The organism is Natranaeroarchaeum aerophilus (genome assembly GCF_023638055.1).
In the GTDB taxonomy this organism is placed as follows: domain Archaea; phylum Halobacteriota; class Halobacteria; order Halobacteriales; family Natronoarchaeaceae; genus Natranaeroarchaeum; species Natranaeroarchaeum aerophilum.
In genome coordinates, this window is the sequence record NZ_JAKRVY010000010.1 from 34,021 (window position 1) to 51,282 (window position 17,262).

Below are 17,262 nucleotides of genomic sequence, written 5' to 3' on the forward strand. Positions count from 1 at the left end.
GAAACGTGTTGAACTTGATAACGCATAGGTCCTTTGCCGGAGAAGACACTGCGTGGTGAACGAACAATCAGTCGTCCCCGTTCTCGTCGACGATGACAACCTCTCCGTCAACCACGTCGACGTTGATCAGCGTCTTCGCGTCGTACTCGGTGCCTTCGAGCGCGTTCTCGCCGCCTACCTTCTTGATGACGGCAACGACGTCGATGACGTCCGCACCGATGTCTTCGAGCGAGCCGAGGATAGCCTTCAGCGTCCCACCGGTCGAGAGCACGTCGTCGAGCACCAGCACGCGGTCGCCCTCGTAGACGTCGTTGATGTACATCTCGGATTCGGAGTAGCCGGTTTCCTGAAAGAGCGCGACCTCACCGTCGAGCCCGTACTGGCGCTTGCGGATGACAACCAGCGGGATATCGGTCATCAAGGAGACCGCCGTGGAGATGTGGATCCCCATCGCGGCGGGCGTAACGATCTTGTCGACATCTTCGAGATCCGCCTTGCGGATGATCCGAATGACGATCTCCCGGAGGAGTTCGGGTTCGAGCATCGGGACGCCGTCGCTGATGGGGTGGACAAAGTAATGATAGCCGTTTTTTTCGATGATCGGCGCGTCGAGGAGCGACCGCTTCAACTGGTCCATGTTGGGACTACTGCACGCGGCAGGTAAAGATGACGGAAACAGTTCGGTCCGATCGATCGTTCACGGTCGTTTCGACTTTGGCGCGGGGTTTACACCCGTCGAGCACGTACAGAGATGTAATGAGTTCCTCCATAGAACCATCGCACGAACCACCCGACAACCGATCCAAACGAGTACTGATCTGTCCGATCTGTGATCACGAAAGCGCCGTCGACGGCGACTGGTTGAGCGAGCAGCGCCATGGCGCAGAACTCCGGAGCTGTCCCAGTTGTGACGCAGTGATCGAACGCCGACCGTCCTTCGAGCGCACTGAACGTGCGGTCAACGAACATCACTCGGCCGAATCGTAATCCATTGGAGGGCGAGTTTGCGAGAGGCGAGCTCTCTCACACGACTCGTCGACCTCCGCACGCCCGCGGGGTCTTGTATTCTGTGCGGTGTAGACGTCCAGACGCTCGCTCATGCATCCACTGAAGACCACTCGTGGAGTCGACAAACACGGTGTCGAGAGCAATCGCTATTCGGACACCTGATTCGGCGGAGAGAAAAGAGAAACTACTGAATGTGGCCTTCGCGGCGCAGCTGGTCCGCGGCCTGACCGTCGTAGCGCCACTCGATGTTGGCCTTTTCGTCCTGCCAGTCCCATGGCTCGGCGAGGACGACGTCGTCCTCGTTGATCCATGTCCGGTATTTCATGCGCCCGGGAATTCGGCCGAGCCGCTCCTCGCCGTCAGCACAGCGGAGTCGTACGTGGTTGCCACCGAGGTGTTCGGTGACGACTGCAAATACCTCATTGTCGTCGGGCATTCGAAGGTTTCGACGCCCAGATTCTTCGCTCACACCATACCTACGGCCGAACTACGTTTAAAGGATTTGATGCACGTGGTAGCGTGGAACACGACTGACTACTCCCCCACGAACTCGACTTCGTGCGTGGCGAGTGCGGCAGTGCTGTCGGTCGATGAACTGGCCCAGAGCACCTCGACACCGGTACCAGCGATCAGTCCGCGTTCGAAGGACTCGTGTTCGGGGTCATCTGCGACGACGACTTCCCCGTCAGCATCCTCTGCCACGTACAGGGCGCTATCCTCGTCGAGGCCGTCCGCGCTGTTCGCCCAGTCCGAGCCGGTGGCGACGCGTTCACCGTCGACAAAGACGACGATCGTCTCGGGATCGTTGATCGGCTCTCCCGAGAGATCTCCGAGCCTGAGTTGCTGTCCGTCCTGCCCGTACTGTTCGATCTCGAAGCTGGTGTCAGGGGCTTCCTCTGCATTTCCCACGAGATAGAAGGCCATGAAGCCAAAGAGCGTGCCGACGACGATAATCGCGACGACGAGCAGGAGAGTCGCCCTGCGCGGTGGTCGCCACGTCTCTTCGACCGGCGGGGGGTCGGAACGGGACATCTACTGAATCGTAGAACGGAGCGAGGGTAAGGGCTACGGTTGAACGGGGGCGCTCAGATCAGCAAGAGCAGGACGAGCGCGAGCGCGCCCGTCAGTATGAGGATCGACGTCCCCATGCCCGCACGCAAGTAGATGGTCGACGGTCGCTCCTCGGGCGTCTCGCCGACCTTCCCCCCGTCGGCGGATCGTCGGTCCCGTGGCGAGCCGATGTCGATACCCGGGAGCCGACTGGTGGCAATCTCGGCCGTTCGAACGGGATTCGTTCCCATCCAGTAGCAGGCCCTGACGGTCCGAACCGCCGTCCGGTCGACCGCAGCGTATAGCTCGGTCGTCCCGATGACGAGCCCGCGACCGCCATAGAAGACGAGTGGGTTGATGAACCGTTCCATATCGTGGACGTGGCCGATCTTGCTGAGCGGTTTCTTGATGATCACGAAACCGATGACGCTGACGGTCAGCAGCGTCGCGGCGTCGAGCAGGTGCCCCGTGCTATACGGAGTCAGATCGAGCGCCTCGCCGCCGGGGACCAGCCCCGCGAGCGCTCCCCAGAAGACGCCGAAGAACACACATGCCCCGCCGACCGCCAGCATGGCGACTGACTGGCCCGGCCTGGCGTCCCGAACGCTGCCCCCGTACTCGCCGTTGAAGAAGGCGTAGTAACCCAGCTTGATGAACGAGAGGAAGGTGCCGACCGCCCCGATCCAGAGCAGCCAGTAGACGATTTCGTTGCCACCGCCGAAGTAGCCCGGATCGGCGGCGTCCAAGATCATCCCCTTGCTGATGAACCCGTTGAACAGCGGGATCGCCGTGATCGAGAGCGCTCCGAGTCCGAACCCGGCCGCCGTGATCGGCATCTCCCGCCAGAGGCCGCCGAGATGGTAGAGATCCTCCTCCCCGGTCCGGAAGATGATGACGCCGACCGCCATGAACAGCAGTGCCTTGAACAGCACGTTGTTGAAGGCGTGGGCGAGCGCACCGGCCCCACTGATCTCGGGCGTGCCGGCGACCGAGATCAACCCGATTGCGGCGACCATGTAACCGACCTGCGCCATGATGTGATAGGACAGCAGCGCGCGCATATCGTGCTGGAGTAGGGCGAAGACAACGCCGTAAACGGCCATCACACCGCCGAGGTAGGCCAGCCAGAGCGCGCCCTCGGGGAACGCCTGCCAGAGGACGTATGCGCCGGTCTTCGTGGTAAACACTGAGAGGAAGACCGACGCCGCGATGTGTGGGCGCGGGTAGGTGTCGGGCAGCCACGTGTGGAGTCCGATGAACCCACAGTTGACGCCGATCCCCAGTCCCGCGAGCAGGGCCGGAGCTGTGATTCCGCCGAGTGCAGAGAGGCTCGCGGCACCCTCAACTGCGATGCCGCCGTCGATCGCCATCCCGCCGCCCGCCGCGAGATGCCAGACGACAGCAAAGAGGAACAGGCTCCCGCCGATTCCGTGGGCAATAGCGTAGCGGAAGCCCGCACGGACCGCTTCGCCGCCATGATGCCAGACGAGCAGCGTCGACGTGACAGCCATCAGCTCCCAGTAGAAGATCAGCGTCAGCCAGTCACCGGAGAACACGACGCCGAGCGTCGAGGCGACGTACGCGAGCGCGAACGCCGTCATCACCCGCGGTGCGTCGCTACTGTAGGCGTAGACGACCGCAGCGGTCCCGAGGATCCCGATAGCTGTTGCCAGCAACTGCGAACCCGCGTCGATCTGGAAGAAGATCGCTCCATCGAAGCCGAGGAACGACGTGGCGAGATGATCGCCCTTCTCCGCGAACTGTGCAACAACGAGCGCCGACAGGGTCGCCAGCGCGCCGAGCGCGTGGCCGACGGCCCGTGGCAGAACCACCACGAGGAACGCGGCCACGAGCACGAGCGCTGGCGGGTAGAGACTGGTCAGTAGTTCGTTCATAGTGCCACCTCCGCACCGGTTGCGGCTTCCGCAATCACTTCGACCACGTCCAGGAAGACCGCATGATCGGGCACGATCCCGAGTGCGATCGCTCCGGTGACGATCACCGTAATCGGCATCAACATGAGCCACGTGCTCTCGGTCCACGGCTTGTGCCGGACCCAGCCGCCCTCCGGCGGGCCACCGTGGTGGTGATGATCGTCGTCGTGGTGGGCATCGTGGTCTTCGGTGTGGTCATCGTGACCATCGGACGCCCCTGCATCATCCGATCCGACGCCGAACGGGACATCCGCGTCACTTGGGTGTGCATCCACTGCGAGCCCCTCGTCGGCGTCCGTATCGTCCTCTGGCGTCCCGCCGTCAGTCAGGAGCCCCTCCTTCACGTCCCCGACGCGTTTGCCGCCGATCGGGAACTCGACGAGCGGTTTCGCGTCGTGGGCGTCCTCGCTCTCGAAGAAGGCCTGGTAGACGACCGGCCAGAAGTACGCGACGTTGAACACGCCACTGACGACCAGCGCGGCCGCGAAGGCCCACATCGAGGGGTCGGCCGACGCGCCGACGAGCATGTAGAACTTGCTGACGAAGCCAGCGACGAGCGGGATGCCAGCCATCCCGGCTGCAGCGATGGCAAACGCCGAAAGCGTCAGTGGCATCCGTTTCCCGATCCCCGCCATGTCGCTGATGTCGTCGGTGTGGGTCTCGACGTGGATCGCCCCTGCACAGAAAAACAGGGTGAGTTTCATGAACGCGTGGGCGGGGATATGCAGCAGCCCCCCGGCGAGCGCGATCGCCGCGTAGCGCGGGTCTGCCCCCGATCCGAAGGCGATCGCCCCGAGGGCGATCCCCAGGACGATATACGAGAGCTGGCTCACCGTGGAGTAGGCCAGCCGTCGCTTGAGATTGTCCTTGCGGAGCGCGATGACACTCGACGCCAGCAGCGTGAACGCGGCCAGCGCGGCAAGTGCGGTCGCCATCCCGAGAGTGGCGGTGAGTTCGAGCCCGAACACGTCGATCACGACGCGAGCGACCCCGAAGGCTCCGGATTTGACGACTGCGACCGCGTGGAGCAGCCCTGAAACGGGTGTCGGCGCAACCATCGCGTCGGGCAGCCACGAGTGCAGCGGCATGATCGCCGCTTTGACGCCGAAGCCGAGCGCGAGCATCGCAAAGGTGATCTGGGCGAAGATCGGATCCGCCTGCGCCAGCGCGGTTGCGGTCTCGCCGAACGTCACGGTTGCCGCCCCCTGAAGCCCGGTCAGCCAGTAGGTCAACACTGTCCCGCCGAGCACGAGGACGCCGCCGCCGAAGAAAGTGTACGCGAGGTACTTCCGGCCGGCGATGCGGGCCTCCTCGGTCTCGTCGTGGGCGACCAGCGGGTAGGTCGCGACCGAGAGCAGTTCGTAAAAGAGGAAGATCGTGACGAGGTTGCCCGCGAAGGCGATCCCGACTGCCGTCGAGAGGCTCGCCGCGAACGCCGCGAAAAACCGCGTCTGGGCGTGCTCGCCGAGCCCGCGCATGTAGCCCGCGGTGTAGAAGGCGGTGAAGATCCAGAGGAAACTCGCCAGCATAGCGAAGAGCATGCCGAGCGGATCGGCCCGGAGCACGAAGTCGATCCCCGGCAGGAACTGGACGCCGAGTTGCTCTTGCATACTCCAGACGTACTCCTCGCCGTCGAGGATGCCGGGGAGCATACTGGCGATCACGCCGAACTTGGCGAGTGCGGCCAGCACGGACCACGACTCGCGGACGTTCGGATAGCGATACGACGCGACGATCAGCGCCGTCGCGACCGCCGAAATGAGGACGGCAGCGAGCGGCAAGATAGATGGCTGGGGCATTACTGGGTCACCTCCTGGGGACCGGCAAGGAACTGGTCGATAATCGGTTCGAGCACGGCATCGAACGCGCCGCCAGCGAAGCCGAGCGCGATCGTGACCAGCGCCAGCCCGACGACGAGTAGGGTCGCCGCGATCGTCACGCGGGAGCCGACGACGCCCCCGGTGGTAGCCTGGGAAGCCGACTCAGTGCCGCCGTCAGTGGCGGCGTGCTCGCCACCGTCGGCCGCGACTCCGCCCTCGTGGTCGTGTGGCTCGCCGCCGGGATGGTCGAAGTACATCTTCTCCAGCAGGCGCGCGACGTACGCGAGCGTCAGGAGGGTACTGAGGATGATCACCGCGACGACGGGCCAGAGTTCGGACTGGACCGCTCCGACAGCAACGAACCACTTGCCGACGAAGCCGACCGTCGGCGGGACGCCGACCAGCCCGATCCCGAGGATGGCGATCGATCCGGCGAAGAAGGGCCGTCGTCGGGCGAGGTTTGCGTACTCGTCGACGGTTCGTGCGCCGGTACTCAACGCAACGCCGCCGACCGCGAGGAAGGCCCCACCCTTCATTACGCCGTGGCCGACGAGGTGGACGAGCGCGCCGAGCAGGGCGTACCGGGCCGCCGTCTCCGCCCCGATAGAGGGGGCGTAGGCCGCCAGTCCGAACGCAGCGACGATCAGCCCGAACTGCGCGACAGAGGAGTACGCCAGCATCCGCTTGACGTCGCGCTGGATCACCGCGAGTACCGATCCGGCGAGAATGCTGACCGAGCCGATGACCGCGATGAACAGCGCAGCCTCGGGCACGGCCTCGAAGAAGTCCACGGTGTAGACGGTGAACATGACGCGGCCGAGCGCGTACGCGCCGACGGTCGAGACGAGCGCGGAGATCAGCGCCGTGACGCTGTGTGGCGCGGTCGCGTAGGCGTCGGGCTGCCAGGTGTGAAGCGGGTAGATCGCCGCTTTGGTCAGGAGCCCAACGGCGATGAATCCAAAGGAGGCCAGTACGAGCGGGTAGCTGTAGAGCTCGTCGTAGCCCTCGTACATCTCGGCGTTCTGGACGACCTCGGTCTGTCCGGCGAGCGCCTGCGAGAGATCGACCATGTTCAGCGTCCCCGTCGCCACGTAGAGGTAACCGACGCCGATCAGGAACAGGGATGCGCCGACCGTTCCGATCAGCAGGTATTTCAGCGACGCGACAGCGGCATCGGCACGGCGGCTACTGGCAACCAGCGCGTACGTGGCGATCCCCGTGATTTCGAGGAAGACGAACATGTTGAACAGGTCGCCGGTCAGCGCGACGCCCATCAGGCCGCCAACCAGCAGTAAGTACGCACTGTAGAACGCGTTCCCACGGGGTCCGGCCCGCCGCGAGAACACGAGCACGGCAAGCGAGAACGCGGCGATCAGCGAGATCACGAGCAGCGAGTACAGATCGACGACCAGCTCGATCCCGCGTGGTGGAACGAATCCGCCGAGCTGGTGACGGACGGTCCCGTTGCCGATAACCACGACGGCGACCAACCCAGCCAGTACTGTCTCGACGGCTAGCGTGACAGCCGCAATCGACCAGCCGATCCGCTCGCGGAGTAATCCAAGCCCGAGCGGGAGCGTCGCCGCGAGGATCGGGAGGGCGATCAGTAGCGCAGGGATCGCGTCGGCGTTACTCATCGGCACGCACCTCCCGGAGGACGTCCTCACGGAGCGTGCCGTACTCGCTGTAGATCCGGACAATAAGCGCCAGCCCGACCGCCGTGAGACTGACGCCGACGACGATCGCAGTCAGCACGATCACGTGTGGTAGCGGACTGACGTACGTTCCCGTCGCCTCCCCGGCTGGAACGACGGCGGACTGTCCTCCCTCGACGTACGCCGAGGTGACGAAAAACAGAAACGCCGACGTCTGGAACAGGTTGACCCCGATCAGCTTCTTGACGAGGTTCGGGCTGGCGATCATCATGTACAGTCCGATCGCGATGAGGAACACGAACACGATGTACGTGTACCGCGTGGCCAGCAGTTCGAGTGTACTCTCGATCATGCGCGATCACCACCGTCGTAGCCTGCCGCGGTAGCGAAAAACAGACCCATGATGATCCCGGAGACGATGAGCGCGATCCCGCCGATTTCGATGGCTTCCATCCCCCAACTAATCGCATCGCCGGACTCGGCAAAGATCGGGAGTGCCTCGCCGTACAGTTCGTATTCGAGGAACGCGCCACCGAGTGCGATGGTCCCGAGCCCAACGAGGACGAAGAAGGCAGTCCCGCCCGCCGCGAGGCCGACCACGACTTTGTTCTGGAGCCAGCGTCGGGTCGGCTCGATACCGAAGGCAAAGGCGATCATCAGGACGACCGATCCCATGATTGCACCGCCCTGGAACCCGCCACCGGGCGTACTCGCGCCGTGGAACGTCATAAAGAGCGCGTAGGTAAGCGCGAACGGAGCGACGACCTGCACGGTCGACATGATTACCTGACTCTCGACGTACTGTGTCTCGTACTCCTCGTCGGAATCCAGCTTTCGATCTGCACTCATTCCGTGAACACCTCTCGCTGAAGCACGACCAGTACCGCGATCCCGGCGGCGAAGACGACGACCGCCTCGCCGAACGTGTCGAAGCCGCGGTAGGCGGCAAGTACTGCTGTCACCGCGTTGTTGACGCCAGTATCGACGTACGTGTTGTCGATGTAGTACTGGGTCACATCCGGGTTCGCCCACGCGGGCGCGTTCGAATCACCCACAGCGGGGAACGCACTCATCGTCTGCAGGACGACGACCGTGAAGAGACCGACCACCGCCACCGCCGGCCAGTCGATCGACTCGAACGTTTCCTCGTGGGACGGCCGAACCGTCTTTGCGATCGTCAGAAGCAAGAGCAGGGTCGTGACACCGGCACCGATCGCAGCCTCGGTCATGGCGACGTCCGGCGCGCGGAGGAACGTGTAGAACACGGCCATCCCGAGGCTGTAGGCCCCGAAGACGATAATCGCCGCGAGCACGTCCCGGAACAGCGCGGTCGCCAGCGCTGTAAGCAAAACGAAGACGATCAACGTCGCTTCGACGGGGCTAATCATCGGTCGTCACCTCCGTCAGTTCGTCGCCTGGCGTCGGCCGCCAGCTCCTCGTCAGTACGGTCGTCCTCGACTGTCCACGGCGTGATTCCCTCCTCGTCGGCAGCCCGTGCGATGGCGTGAGCCGCCGTCGGGTTCGTCACGAAGATGAAAAACAGCAGGATAACAGTCAGGATCGACGACGTGGTCCACCCGAGTGCGAGCGCGACTGCTGCAAGCGCGAGTCCAGCCCCGAGCGTGTCAGTCTGAGACGCGGTGTGGGTTCGCGAGTAGACATCCGGAAGCCGGATAACGCCAACTGCAGAGACCAGCGTAAAGAACAGCCCACCCACTAATAGCACGATGATCGCACCAAACCGGACGGATTCGATCATATGACACCACCCCGTTCCACGGTGAACTTCGAGATGGCGACCGCCATCAGGAAGTTAAGGAGCGCGTAGATCAGCGCGATATCGAGGAACCACGGCTCGTCGAGCGCGGCCGCAAGCAGCGCAAGGATCACAACGGTGTTCGTCCCGAGGACGTTCACCGCGAGTACGCGATCTTGCATCGTCGGGCCTTTGATCACCCGATAGAGCATCAGTACGGCAAGCAAAACGAAAAGCGCCGCAGCAACGAGGAAGATATCGTTGAGCGTGTCACCGGTAAGGGTCACTCTTCGTCACCTCCGATTACTTCCGCGTCACCACGGTCCCGGGGACTCTCGATACGCATCGCACGACGCCCGAAGAAGACAAACCGAACCGCTCGTTCGAGTGCACCATCAAACAGGTCCTCGCGAGCGTCGGGGATCAGTGTGTGAACTGTCATCTTCTGGCCCTGCACGCGAACGGACAGCGTTCCGGGTGTCAGTGTAATACTATTCGCGAGCGTCGTCACGGGGAGTCCACCCCAGACCGCACCGCGCATGCGCGTCATTTTCGGGTCAATCGGCATCGAGGGGCGCATGATAACGATGGCGATAGCAATATTCGATTTGATGATCTGGACGAGTAGATACGGTACGTACAGACACCACCGGAGCAGTCGCTTTGGCGACTCCCGAAGCGACGGCGAGTTCGAAAACGAGACCTGCGAGAGCGCGACTGTCGTTACAGCCGCTGCGATGACGCCGGTCACGAGATCGAATGTCCCGTAAAACTCGCCGAACTCGAAGATGGGTGCCAGTCCACCGAGCACCTGGTAGAAGAGGAACGACACGACGAACATGCCCGCATACTTGCTTGCTGTCGCAGCGCTGACGAGCGGGAGTTGCATCCGGTCGGGGGTGACGGCTGCCTCATCGACTGTCACCGTTCCGCTCTCTCGAAGCGCCGCCTCCAGTGGCTGTAGCAGCGGTTGCCCGACACCGGGGTCGTACTCCGGGTCGAACACGACCCGATCGATCCCCCGCTCTGTTGCTGCCCGCTCGATTACTCGGGCGTAGTCCGTGGGACTGAACAGGTACTCCTCGGCACCGAGGACCGTCGTCTCGATCCGAAGATCCTCCGGACGGCCCCCGGCGTCCTCGGTCGCCCAGATGCGTGCCCGGTCAAGCAGGGACTCGGCCTCCGATCGCAGCGACTCGCCGGTCGGTCCAGTCACGGCAGCCGCGAGGATATCGACGAAAACGAGTTCGACCGACCCGGAGGGGCCCGCCCTGTCAAACGCCGATTCGACGGCGTATGCGATAGTCTGTCGCAGGGTAGAGGATTCCTCAACGGGAACGAGTACGCGCTGGGTGCTCACGACGGCCACCTCCTGGCCGACTTCGATATTCGTGAACTCTCGGCGATCCGTCCGACGCTTTTTACAATTACGATACTCATGGCTCGGTTCGTTACTCGCAACAAGCGGTATCCGACCGAAAACAATTTCGTTATCCACCGGGCGTCTTCCGAAACAAGCGGAATGACATCCCGTATTTTAAATCATAGATGGGTGGGAAGCAGATTTTATAAACGGTACCGCGACCCATGGCTCATAAAACTGACCGCTCTTACAGTTTACAGCCTGGTGGGGTCCGAAAGCTCTGTCGCGAGGCGCTCTGCAAGGTGCCACGCGAGGTCAGCTTTCGACCCTGTAAAGGACTCCGCACTGTCCGCAGTGACGAACTGTGCCGCGGTCTCGTTTGCCCCCATTACGCTTGCATCGTTGGCGACAACGAACGCGAGACCGACGCGGTCGAGAATTTCGCGAGCCGCCGCTACCATCTCCTCGGTCGAATCCGCCGTCTCCGCTTTGAAGCCGATGATCGGTAACTCCGGTCTGTGCTCTCTGATCGCGTCAATCAGTTTCGGCGTGGGATCGAGATCAAGGGCCAGTTCCTGTCCCGACCGGAGCTTGGTGTCGTGTGGTTCAGGTGTATAATCGCCGACTGCGGCGGCGGCGATCAGTGCATCGGCATCTTCGACTGCACCCTCCGCTGCATCGAGCATTTCGCTCGCGGTTTCGACGGGAACGTACTCCGCGTACGGGACCGGAGAGCCAGCACCGAAGGTCGGATCATCGGGCGTCCCCGACGGGAGGTGTGGTCCCACGACGCCGTGCACGAGCGTGACGTCCGCGCCGAGTACATAACAGGCGCGAGCGACACTTCGTCCGGTTCGCCCGGACGACCGGTTCGTCAGCACTCGAACGGGGTCGATTGGCTCCGCCGTCGCCCCGCTCGTAACGACCACGTGCTCGCCCGCAAGCGGGCGTTCACCCGCACTGCGGGCCACTTCGATAGCGATCGTTTCTTCGTTGGCAATCTTGGCTTTCCCCTCCTCGACACGGGGATCGACGAACTCGACGCCCCACGCCTCGACGCGCTCGATCGCTTCTAACACGCCGGGGTGGTCATACATCGGTTCGTGCATCGCGGGTGCGATCACGACTGGCACGTCGGCACCGATTGCGGTCGTCGCGCACGTCGTTACGGGCGTGTCGTCGATCGCGCCCGCAATCTTCCCGACCGTATTTGCCGTCGCGGGGGCGATCAGAAAGACGTCGGCCCAGCCATCCCGACCACAGAGTTCGACGTGTTCGACGTCACCGGTGATCTCCGTGACGACCGATCGGTCTGTCGCGAACTCGACCGCCCATGGGTGGACGATGCCGCGCGCGCTGGAGGTCATCACGGCTCGAACCGATGCGCCGCGGCGACGGAGCTCGTGGGCTAGCTCAACGGTTTTGACCGCGGCGATGCTTCCGGTCACTCCGAGCGCGACGTTGACGTCCTCTAGCATTCGTTCCGGAGTTCACGCTACGGTCTCTAAACACTATCGTCGGACGGGAGACCAGAGAGACCGATATCTGGACACCACGACGGCTATTCCCATCTCGAAAGCGCCAGCTCGAACGCCTCGGCATCATCAAGTTCGTCAAGCGAGTCTCTCAGCTCATCTCTGAGCAGTTCGAACTGTGACGTCAGTTCGGAAAATTCGTCGCTGTGTTCGAGTTCAGTCTGTGACTTTTCCGCTTCGAGCGCAGCGCGTTTCGACGCGAGACGGAAGAATTCCTGCAGGGAGCTATCGACCGTGGCTCGGTGGAGCAGGTGATCGACCGTTGTGAGCAACTGATCACCGGTAACTGGTTTGAACAGGTACTCGTCGAACTCCATATCAATGATCTCGAAGTCGGGTTCGACCGCAGTCACCATCGCAACCTGGCAGTTCAGCCCCTGCTCGCGGATCCGTTCGAGTACCTGGTCACCGGTTAGCCCGGGCATCCGCCGATCCAGCAGGACGATGTCGACATCATCGTCGAGACTATCCAGTGCTTCGGTGCCGCTGTACGCGACTCTGACGGTGTGGGCGTTGCGCAGTTGCTCGGCGTAGACGCGTGCCACCCGTGGATCGTCGTCGACGACCAGCACACAGCCGTGAGCTTCAGCCATCTACCCGTAGATGTGTCGTCTGTCGTCGTAATAGTTTCGGGCGAGCACGTGCTCATACAACCCCTGAGAACTCAGGTCAGGCCACCCAACGGGAAACGCCGCACAACATTTACCTTGTATCCACCATACTGACGAACGTGGATCGAGTAGAGGTAAGCACAGTCGTCTATCTACCCCCCGAAGAGATCTACGAGTTCCTCGAGGACTTCCCCCGATACGCGGACTACTCCGAGTATCTACAGAAGGTGCGAGCGCATGGCGAAGGCAAGGAAGGAACCCGGTATACACTACGATTTGCCTGGTGGAAGCTGAACTACACGGCTCACTCGGAGGTCACAGACACCGATCCGCCAACCCGGATCGACTGGGAAGTGATCAAGGACATTCACGCGCACGGGTTCTGGCGGATCGACCCGCTCGACGAATCGGAGCGAGAGGGCAAAGACCACGCCTGTCGGGTCCATTTCGTCGTCGAGTTCGATACGGACACGGCACGATCGGGCGCACTCGACTTGCCGCGATTCGTCTCCGTAGGCTGGGCAATAAATAAGGTGAAGCCGCTGATCCTCGAAGAGGCCGAACGGATCGTCGAACGGATCGTCGAAGATCTCGAAGGGGAACGAAGGCCGGTCGAGTTGACGATTCACGACCGCCCGTCCTCAGTGTGACCTATTCGATTTCCTCGCCGTACCCGCCGTACTTCATGAAGAAGTACGCCAGCGCAAGCGTCGAGACCATCGCGCCGATGGTTCCGACCGCGAGGCTCATCGCACTGTCGGGGATCGAGCGGGTCGCTGCACCGCCACCGCCACCACCGCCACCGCCTGCCCCTTCTTCGACCGTAAGCGTCGCATCCATCCCGGCCGCAACGTGGGGCTCACAGACGTACTCGTAGGTGCCCTCTTCCTGGAAGGTGTGTTCGTGCTCGAAGCCGGTATCCTCGATCGGTTCGTGGCCCTCCCACTCCTCGGGACCGCTCTCAACCGCGATGTTGTGCGTATCCGACTCCCAGATGAACTCGACCGTCGTTCCGGGCTCGATCGCCAGATCGTCCGGCTCGAAGACGTTGTTCCCGTCCGGCCCGACGATCACCGTCTCCGTGGCACCGCCTTCGTCACCGTTTTCGGCTGCACCGTTCTCTTCATCGCCGTTTTCTTCTTCACCATTTTCCTCTTCTCCGTTCTCCGTGCCATTCTCCTCTTCGCCATTCTCTTCCTCGCCGTTCTCCTCCTCGCCGTTTTCTTCCTGTGCGCTCACGGTTCCAGCCCCGCCAGCAGCGGCAGCGGCCGATCCGGCAGTCGCCCACATGAACGAGCGCCGAGAGAGATCGCCACGTCCGTCGGTACCTGTCATACTCGACCCTTAGAATTGGGGCGTACTGAATACTTTGGTTCGCGCCCGACGGTCACTGCTCACGCTCGACAACGAATCGGGTGAACTCCGCGAGCATCGACGCTTCCGGTTCCGCAAGGTCGGCGTCAGCAAGCTGGTCCCGCGCCTCGGCAGCGAGCGAGAGTGCGCGCTCGCGTGAGAACTCGATGCTGTCAGTTTGCTGGAGGATATCGATCGCCTCCAGTATCTCCTCGTCGGTGTTCTCCTCTGCATTGAGGATCGTCCGGAGCCGGTCCGCGCGTTCCTCGCTCGCCGTTTCCAGCGCGTGGATCACGAGCAGCGTCTTTTTACCCTCTCGAATGTCGTTACCGAACTCTTTACCGAATTCACCCGCCTCGCCCAGCGAGTTCTCGATATCGAGGATGTCATCGCCGATCTGAAAGGCAACTGACATTAACTCCGCATAGCGAGCGACTGCTTGCTCGCGCTCGTCGGACTGGCCCGTAACGATCGCGGCCAACCGGGCAACGATCCGTCCCAGACAGCCAGTCTTGCACGCACACATCTCCAGATACTGCTCCCGGCTGACCTCGACACCGCCGTCGTTGTGCCAGCAGATATCGGTCCCCTGTCCCAGATGGGTCCGGTTGAGCTCCGCCATCAACATCTCGTAGAGAGCGAGCCTTGTACCGTTATCGAGGTCAGCAGGGTTCTGTGTGATAACTTTCAGCGGCATAAAATACAGCGCGTTTCCAGCGTTGAGCGCCACGTCGGTGCCATAGACGTGGTGCAGTGCCGGATCGCCGCGACGCATCGCGGCCCCGTCCTCGACGTCGTCGACGATGATCGTCCCCGTATGAAGTATTTCGGGGATCGTCGCATAGGGAAGGTACGGTTCGTGGTCCTCACCAAAGCCCCTGACGAGCAACAGAAAGACGATCGCTCGCCATCGTTTTCCCCCGCGATCGAGCAGTTCCCAGACAGGATCTGACAGTGCCCGCTGGAGCGTCTCCGGATCGTACGCGTAGGTCGCCGGACCGAAAAATTCCGTCAGGTACTCCTCGTCGATCCGTCGTGGGATCACCTCCTCGATCGCTTCGTCGACCACCGGCTGCCACTCGGCGAGCGTCTCCCGCATACTCCATCGGTCGCAACCGTACTGTAAAAAGGTTCAGTTACACCGTCGCGACAAATCACGCAGCCTTTTGTGAAGCGTCCCGAAGGCGGAGGTATGGATTGCGGCCACGGTGGCAATGTGATCGGGATCGTCGATCAGGATGGCACCGATGGTCTCGTCGATCGGATCACCGGAGCCGTTCAGGATGCCGGAGGATCACCGATCGTCGGAGCTGTCACGGAGCTGCTGGAAGCCGACCCGGACGGTATCGTTGCTCAGGGCAACTGTACGGTGCTCGATCTCGGCCGGACAGGAACGACTGTCCCGATACTCCCGATCGACGCAGGACCGGGCGTTCGATCAGTTCCGGCTGACTCGCTCGAAAGTGCGATCAGCGAACTTGTTTCAGGGGAGTTCAATACGGTCGAACAGTGTCGATACACCGTAACAGTCGGTGGAACTGACGCCGGTATTGCCGTCTCGGATGCCATGCTCGTTACCGAGGAGCCAGCCCGAATCTCGGAGTACAGCATCCACACGAAGAGCAACCGGGTGACACAGTTCCGCGCTGATGGCGTCGTGGTCGCCACTCCGACCGGCTCGCACGGCTACGCGGCCGCCGCAAGAGGCCCAATGCTCGCTCCAGGAACTGGCGTCGTGGCCGTCCCGATCGCACAGTTCGCGACCGATCGGGACAGTTGGGTCCTCGGCACGGGTGAGCCAGTCACCCTCCGCGTAGAGCGCGACGACGGGCCGGTGGAACTACTCGTCGATGACCGACGATACGGGCACGTTGCGCCCGGTGTAGACGTCACACTGACCCCAGGAGTACCGCTCCAACTCGCAGTGGTCACCGAAAGCGAACCCTACTGGGTCGACGATCAGTAGGACGTATCAAATCAGGTCGATTGACGGGAGTAGATTGGAAAAACTCTAATGGGTTAACCACTGTGTGTGAGATATGGACCCGAATTCGTTGCTCGGCCCGGTAGATCTGCTGTTGCCGTATATAGAGGAGGTGCTACTGGTACTGGTGCTGGTCAATGGACTGACGCGACTCGTCGCCCAGCGACAGTACAAATCACAATACGAGGAAGGGGGAGCCGAGGCAATCGTTCGCCATCCCGTTCATGCGGCCTCGAACGTCCTCCTGTTGCTCGGGACGTTTTATTATCTGACGGTGACTTTCCACGCAGGCGTCCTGCTGACGATCCTCGTGATCGGACTCTTCTTCACGGATTTCTTCGAGTTCGAGGCTCGGCTCGCCGAAGCCCGACGTGAAGCGAAGATAGAACTTCCCAAAGGAGCGCTGGCAGCATGGGGACTCGTCTTCCTCTACGTTTCCTATCGCAGCCTCTTTTTCGTCGTCCAGCCGATCTGGGAGAGCATCGTCTAGGCGTGGTCGTTGGGGGTTTCAGACATTTTCATCCGAGCCGAGCAGTGCCTCCGCGATCCGGGCACAGACGTACGCGACGGCGTTCGTGACGTGGAGACACACGAGGATCAGTAGTCCCCCGATCGGAACCGCAAGTGCCGCCTCGGGGAGAGTGTTGATGGTCCATGCGATCGGTTCGCCGTTGACCGTACCGAACTCGACTCGATGGGGATAATGAAGCGGAGCGGTCGCCATCTGTACGGCACTGACCAGCCCGACGATCAGCACGAGACCGACGATTCCGGTCCAGAGTTTCATCGTCACGAAACTCAGTCCCCGCCACGTCGACGGAGCGTCAACGTAGCGCGTCACTGTCGCGAGTACGCCACTACCAGTTCTGTCAACGTCACCAGCAGGACCTAACGACGTCGACAACAGCGCGTTGGCCAGCCGCCGCTCGAGTTCGGCAAACAACCGGACGAGACCGATCGTCGCTGCCAGCACGGCGACGCCGACAACTACGACGGAAAGCACCAGTCCGAACGTGAGGCCGAAGCCGACAAACAGGTAGTATATCAGTCCGAGTGGAAACGCCAGCAGCAGATACAGCAGATGCCGATACGTCTGGCGCTCAAAGACGAGACCTACGGTTCTGGAGAGCCAGCCACTGCCGGAGGATGTTGAGCTATCGACGGGTGACATACCGTATACGTGTCACCCGTCA

Annotated in this window: 21 protein-coding genes; 4 read left to right on the plus strand and 17 right to left on the minus strand. The window is 62.2% G+C overall.

Annotated elements, in window-relative coordinates; translation table 11 throughout:
- Positions 1–67: 67 nt before the first annotated feature.
- Positions 68–637, minus strand: coding sequence for a hypoxanthine/guanine phosphoribosyltransferase (gene hpt / locus AArcSt11_RS14685; RefSeq protein WP_250598181.1), 570 nt, complete (start codon positions 635–637; stop codon positions 68–70).
- Positions 638–756: 119 nt separating this feature from the next.
- Here hpt and AArcSt11_RS14690 point away from each other — a divergent pair, with 119 nt between their 5' ends.
- Positions 757–987 carry a DUF8106 domain-containing protein gene (locus AArcSt11_RS14690; RefSeq protein ID WP_250598182.1) on the plus strand — a complete coding sequence of 77 codons (231 nt, stop codon included), beginning with the start codon at positions 757–759 and terminating at the stop codon, positions 985–987.
- A 205-nt stretch (positions 988–1,192) separates the two neighbouring features.
- On the opposite strand, the gene AArcSt11_RS14695 is transcribed toward AArcSt11_RS14690, so the two are convergent.
- The 13 genes from AArcSt11_RS14695 to AArcSt11_RS14755 all read right to left on the minus strand — a co-directional run bounded on the left by AArcSt11_RS14695 (position 1,193) and on the right by AArcSt11_RS14755 (position 12,714).
- Positions 1,193–1,477: a translation initiation factor eIF-1A gene (locus AArcSt11_RS14695; RefSeq protein ID WP_259372665.1), complete on the minus strand. Its 285-nt coding sequence runs from the start codon at positions 1,475–1,477 to the stop codon at positions 1,193–1,195.
- 65 nt (positions 1,478–1,542) lie between these two features.
- Entirely contained in the window at positions 1,543–2,040 is a 498-nt protein-coding gene (locus tag AArcSt11_RS14700; protein ID WP_250598183.1) for a type IV pilin domain-containing protein, read from the minus strand.
- A 53-nt stretch (positions 2,041–2,093) separates the two neighbouring features.
- Positions 2,094–3,953 carry a Na(+)/H(+) antiporter subunit D gene (locus tag AArcSt11_RS14705; RefSeq protein ID WP_250598184.1) on the minus strand — a complete coding sequence of 620 codons (1,860 nt, stop codon included), beginning with the start codon at positions 3,951–3,953 and terminating at the stop codon, positions 2,094–2,096.
- Positions 3,950–5,791, minus strand: coding sequence for a proton-conducting transporter transmembrane domain-containing protein (locus AArcSt11_RS14710; protein WP_250598185.1), 1,842 nt, complete (start codon positions 5,789–5,791; stop codon positions 3,950–3,952). Before AArcSt11_RS14710 ends, AArcSt11_RS14705 begins: the two co-directional genes overlap by 4 nt.
- Positions 5,791–7,449, minus strand: coding sequence for a monovalent cation/H+ antiporter subunit D family protein (locus AArcSt11_RS14715; RefSeq protein WP_250598187.1), 1,659 nt, complete (start codon positions 7,447–7,449; stop codon positions 5,791–5,793). The genes AArcSt11_RS14710 and AArcSt11_RS14715 overlap by 1 nt, the downstream gene beginning before the upstream one ends.
- Complete coding sequence (locus tag AArcSt11_RS14720; protein ID WP_250598189.1) at positions 7,442–7,819, minus strand: cation:proton antiporter subunit C; 378 nt, start codon at positions 7,817–7,819, stop codon at positions 7,442–7,444. The genes AArcSt11_RS14715 and AArcSt11_RS14720 overlap by 8 nt, the downstream gene beginning before the upstream one ends.
- Positions 7,816–8,316 carry an MnhB domain-containing protein gene (locus tag AArcSt11_RS14725; RefSeq protein WP_250598191.1) on the minus strand — a complete coding sequence of 167 codons (501 nt, stop codon included), beginning with the start codon at positions 8,314–8,316 and terminating at the stop codon, positions 7,816–7,818. Before AArcSt11_RS14725 ends, AArcSt11_RS14720 begins: the two co-directional genes overlap by 4 nt.
- A complete protein-coding gene (locus AArcSt11_RS14730) occupies positions 8,313–8,855 on the minus strand; it encodes a DUF4040 domain-containing protein (RefSeq protein ID WP_250598193.1) in 543 nt (180 codons plus the stop codon). Before AArcSt11_RS14730 ends, AArcSt11_RS14725 begins: the two co-directional genes overlap by 4 nt.
- Positions 8,852–9,226, minus strand: a complete 375-nt coding sequence (gene mnhG, locus AArcSt11_RS14735) for a monovalent cation/H(+) antiporter subunit G (RefSeq protein WP_250598195.1) — start codon at positions 9,224–9,226, stop codon at positions 8,852–8,854. The genes AArcSt11_RS14730 and mnhG overlap by 4 nt, the downstream gene beginning before the upstream one ends.
- A complete protein-coding gene (locus AArcSt11_RS14740) occupies positions 9,223–9,510 on the minus strand; it encodes a cation:proton antiporter (RefSeq protein ID WP_250598197.1) in 288 nt (95 codons plus the stop codon). Before AArcSt11_RS14740 ends, mnhG begins: the two co-directional genes overlap by 4 nt.
- Positions 9,507–10,583, minus strand: coding sequence for a monovalent cation/H+ antiporter subunit E (locus tag AArcSt11_RS14745; RefSeq protein ID WP_250598199.1), 1,077 nt, complete (start codon positions 10,581–10,583; stop codon positions 9,507–9,509). Before AArcSt11_RS14745 ends, AArcSt11_RS14740 begins: the two co-directional genes overlap by 4 nt.
- Positions 10,584–10,840: 257 nt before the next feature.
- On the minus strand, positions 10,841–12,064 hold the full coding sequence (gene coaBC, locus AArcSt11_RS14750) for a bifunctional phosphopantothenoylcysteine decarboxylase/phosphopantothenate--cysteine ligase CoaBC (RefSeq protein ID WP_250598201.1): 1,224 nt from the start codon (positions 12,062–12,064) through the stop codon (positions 10,841–10,843).
- Positions 12,065–12,147: 83 nt separating this feature from the next.
- Entirely contained in the window at positions 12,148–12,714 is a 567-nt protein-coding gene (locus AArcSt11_RS14755) for a response regulator (RefSeq protein ID WP_250598203.1), read from the minus strand.
- Between the two features lie 137 nt (positions 12,715–12,851).
- On the opposite strand from AArcSt11_RS14755, the gene AArcSt11_RS14760 reads away from it, so the two are divergent.
- Positions 12,852–13,382 (plus strand): type II toxin-antitoxin system RatA family toxin, encoded by a 531-nt coding sequence (locus AArcSt11_RS14760; RefSeq protein WP_250598204.1) that lies wholly within the window; start codon positions 12,852–12,854, stop codon positions 13,380–13,382.
- 1 nt (position 13,383) lies between these two features.
- On the opposite strand, the gene AArcSt11_RS14765 is transcribed toward AArcSt11_RS14760, so the two are convergent.
- Positions 13,384–14,067 (minus strand): plastocyanin/azurin family copper-binding protein, encoded by a 684-nt coding sequence (locus AArcSt11_RS14765; protein WP_250598205.1) that lies wholly within the window; start codon positions 14,065–14,067, stop codon positions 13,384–13,386.
- 52 nt (positions 14,068–14,119) lie between these two features.
- Positions 14,120–15,184, minus strand: a complete 1,065-nt coding sequence (locus AArcSt11_RS14770; protein ID WP_250598206.1) for a polyprenyl synthetase family protein — start codon at positions 15,182–15,184, stop codon at positions 14,120–14,122.
- 93 nt (positions 15,185–15,277) lie between these two features.
- On the opposite strand from AArcSt11_RS14770, the gene AArcSt11_RS14775 reads away from it, so the two are divergent.
- Positions 15,278–16,051 (plus strand): NAD(+)/NADH kinase, encoded by a 774-nt coding sequence (locus AArcSt11_RS14775; RefSeq protein WP_250598207.1) that lies wholly within the window; start codon positions 15,278–15,280, stop codon positions 16,049–16,051.
- Positions 16,052–16,124: 73 nt separating this feature from the next.
- Positions 16,125–16,559: a DUF7313 family protein gene (locus AArcSt11_RS14780; RefSeq protein ID WP_250598208.1), complete on the plus strand. Its 435-nt coding sequence runs from the start codon at positions 16,125–16,127 to the stop codon at positions 16,557–16,559.
- Between the two features lie 18 nt (positions 16,560–16,577).
- On the opposite strand, the gene AArcSt11_RS14785 is transcribed toward AArcSt11_RS14780, so the two are convergent.
- Complete coding sequence (locus AArcSt11_RS14785) at positions 16,578–17,240, minus strand: sensor domain-containing protein (RefSeq protein ID WP_250598209.1); 663 nt, start codon at positions 17,238–17,240, stop codon at positions 16,578–16,580.
- Between the last annotated feature and the right edge of the window lie 22 nt (positions 17,241–17,262).

Bases quoted from the DNA above. Each gene is read 5' to 3' on its own strand.
- AArcSt11_RS14775 (WP_250598207.1), top strand. From the start codon at position 15,278: ATGGATTGCGGCCACGGTGGCAATGTGATCGGGATCGTCGATCAGGAT.
- AArcSt11_RS14720 (WP_250598189.1), bottom strand. From the start codon at position 7,819: ATGATCGAGAGTACACTCGAACTGCTGGCCACGCGGTACACGTACATC.
- AArcSt11_RS14785 (WP_250598209.1), bottom strand. From the start codon at position 17,240: ATGTCACCCGTCGATAGCTCAACATCCTCCGGCAGTGGCTGGCTCTCC.
- AArcSt11_RS14690 (WP_250598182.1), top strand. From the start codon at position 757: ATGAGTTCCTCCATAGAACCATCGCACGAACCACCCGACAACCGATCC.
- AArcSt11_RS14715 (WP_250598187.1), bottom strand. From the start codon at position 7,449: ATGAGTAACGCCGACGCGATCCCTGCGCTACTGATCGCCCTCCCGATC.
- AArcSt11_RS14765 (WP_250598205.1), bottom strand. From the start codon at position 14,067: ATGACAGGTACCGACGGACGTGGCGATCTCTCTCGGCGCTCGTTCATG.
- AArcSt11_RS14780 (WP_250598208.1), top strand. From the start codon at position 16,125: ATGGACCCGAATTCGTTGCTCGGCCCGGTAGATCTGCTGTTGCCGTAT.
- AArcSt11_RS14770 (WP_250598206.1), bottom strand. From the start codon at position 15,184: ATGCGGGAGACGCTCGCCGAGTGGCAGCCGGTGGTCGACGAAGCGATC.
- mnhG (WP_250598195.1), bottom strand. From the start codon at position 9,226: ATGATCGAATCCGTCCGGTTTGGTGCGATCATCGTGCTATTAGTGGGT.
- AArcSt11_RS14710 (WP_250598185.1), bottom strand. From the start codon at position 5,791: ATGCCCCAGCCATCTATCTTGCCGCTCGCTGCCGTCCTCATTTCGGCG.
- AArcSt11_RS14730 (WP_250598193.1), bottom strand. From the start codon at position 8,855: ATGATTAGCCCCGTCGAAGCGACGTTGATCGTCTTCGTTTTGCTTACA.
- hpt (WP_250598181.1), bottom strand. From the start codon at position 637: ATGGACCAGTTGAAGCGGTCGCTCCTCGACGCGCCGATCATCGAAAAA.
- AArcSt11_RS14755 (WP_250598203.1), bottom strand. From the start codon at position 12,714: ATGGCTGAAGCTCACGGCTGTGTGCTGGTCGTCGACGACGATCCACGG.
- AArcSt11_RS14705 (WP_250598184.1), bottom strand. From the start codon at position 3,953: ATGAACGAACTACTGACCAGTCTCTACCCGCCAGCGCTCGTGCTCGTG.
- coaBC (WP_250598201.1), bottom strand. From the start codon at position 12,064: ATGCTAGAGGACGTCAACGTCGCGCTCGGAGTGACCGGAAGCATCGCC.
- AArcSt11_RS14725 (WP_250598191.1), bottom strand. From the start codon at position 8,316: ATGAGTGCAGATCGAAAGCTGGATTCCGACGAGGAGTACGAGACACAG.
- AArcSt11_RS14700 (WP_250598183.1), bottom strand. From the start codon at position 2,040: ATGTCCCGTTCCGACCCCCCGCCGGTCGAAGAGACGTGGCGACCACCG.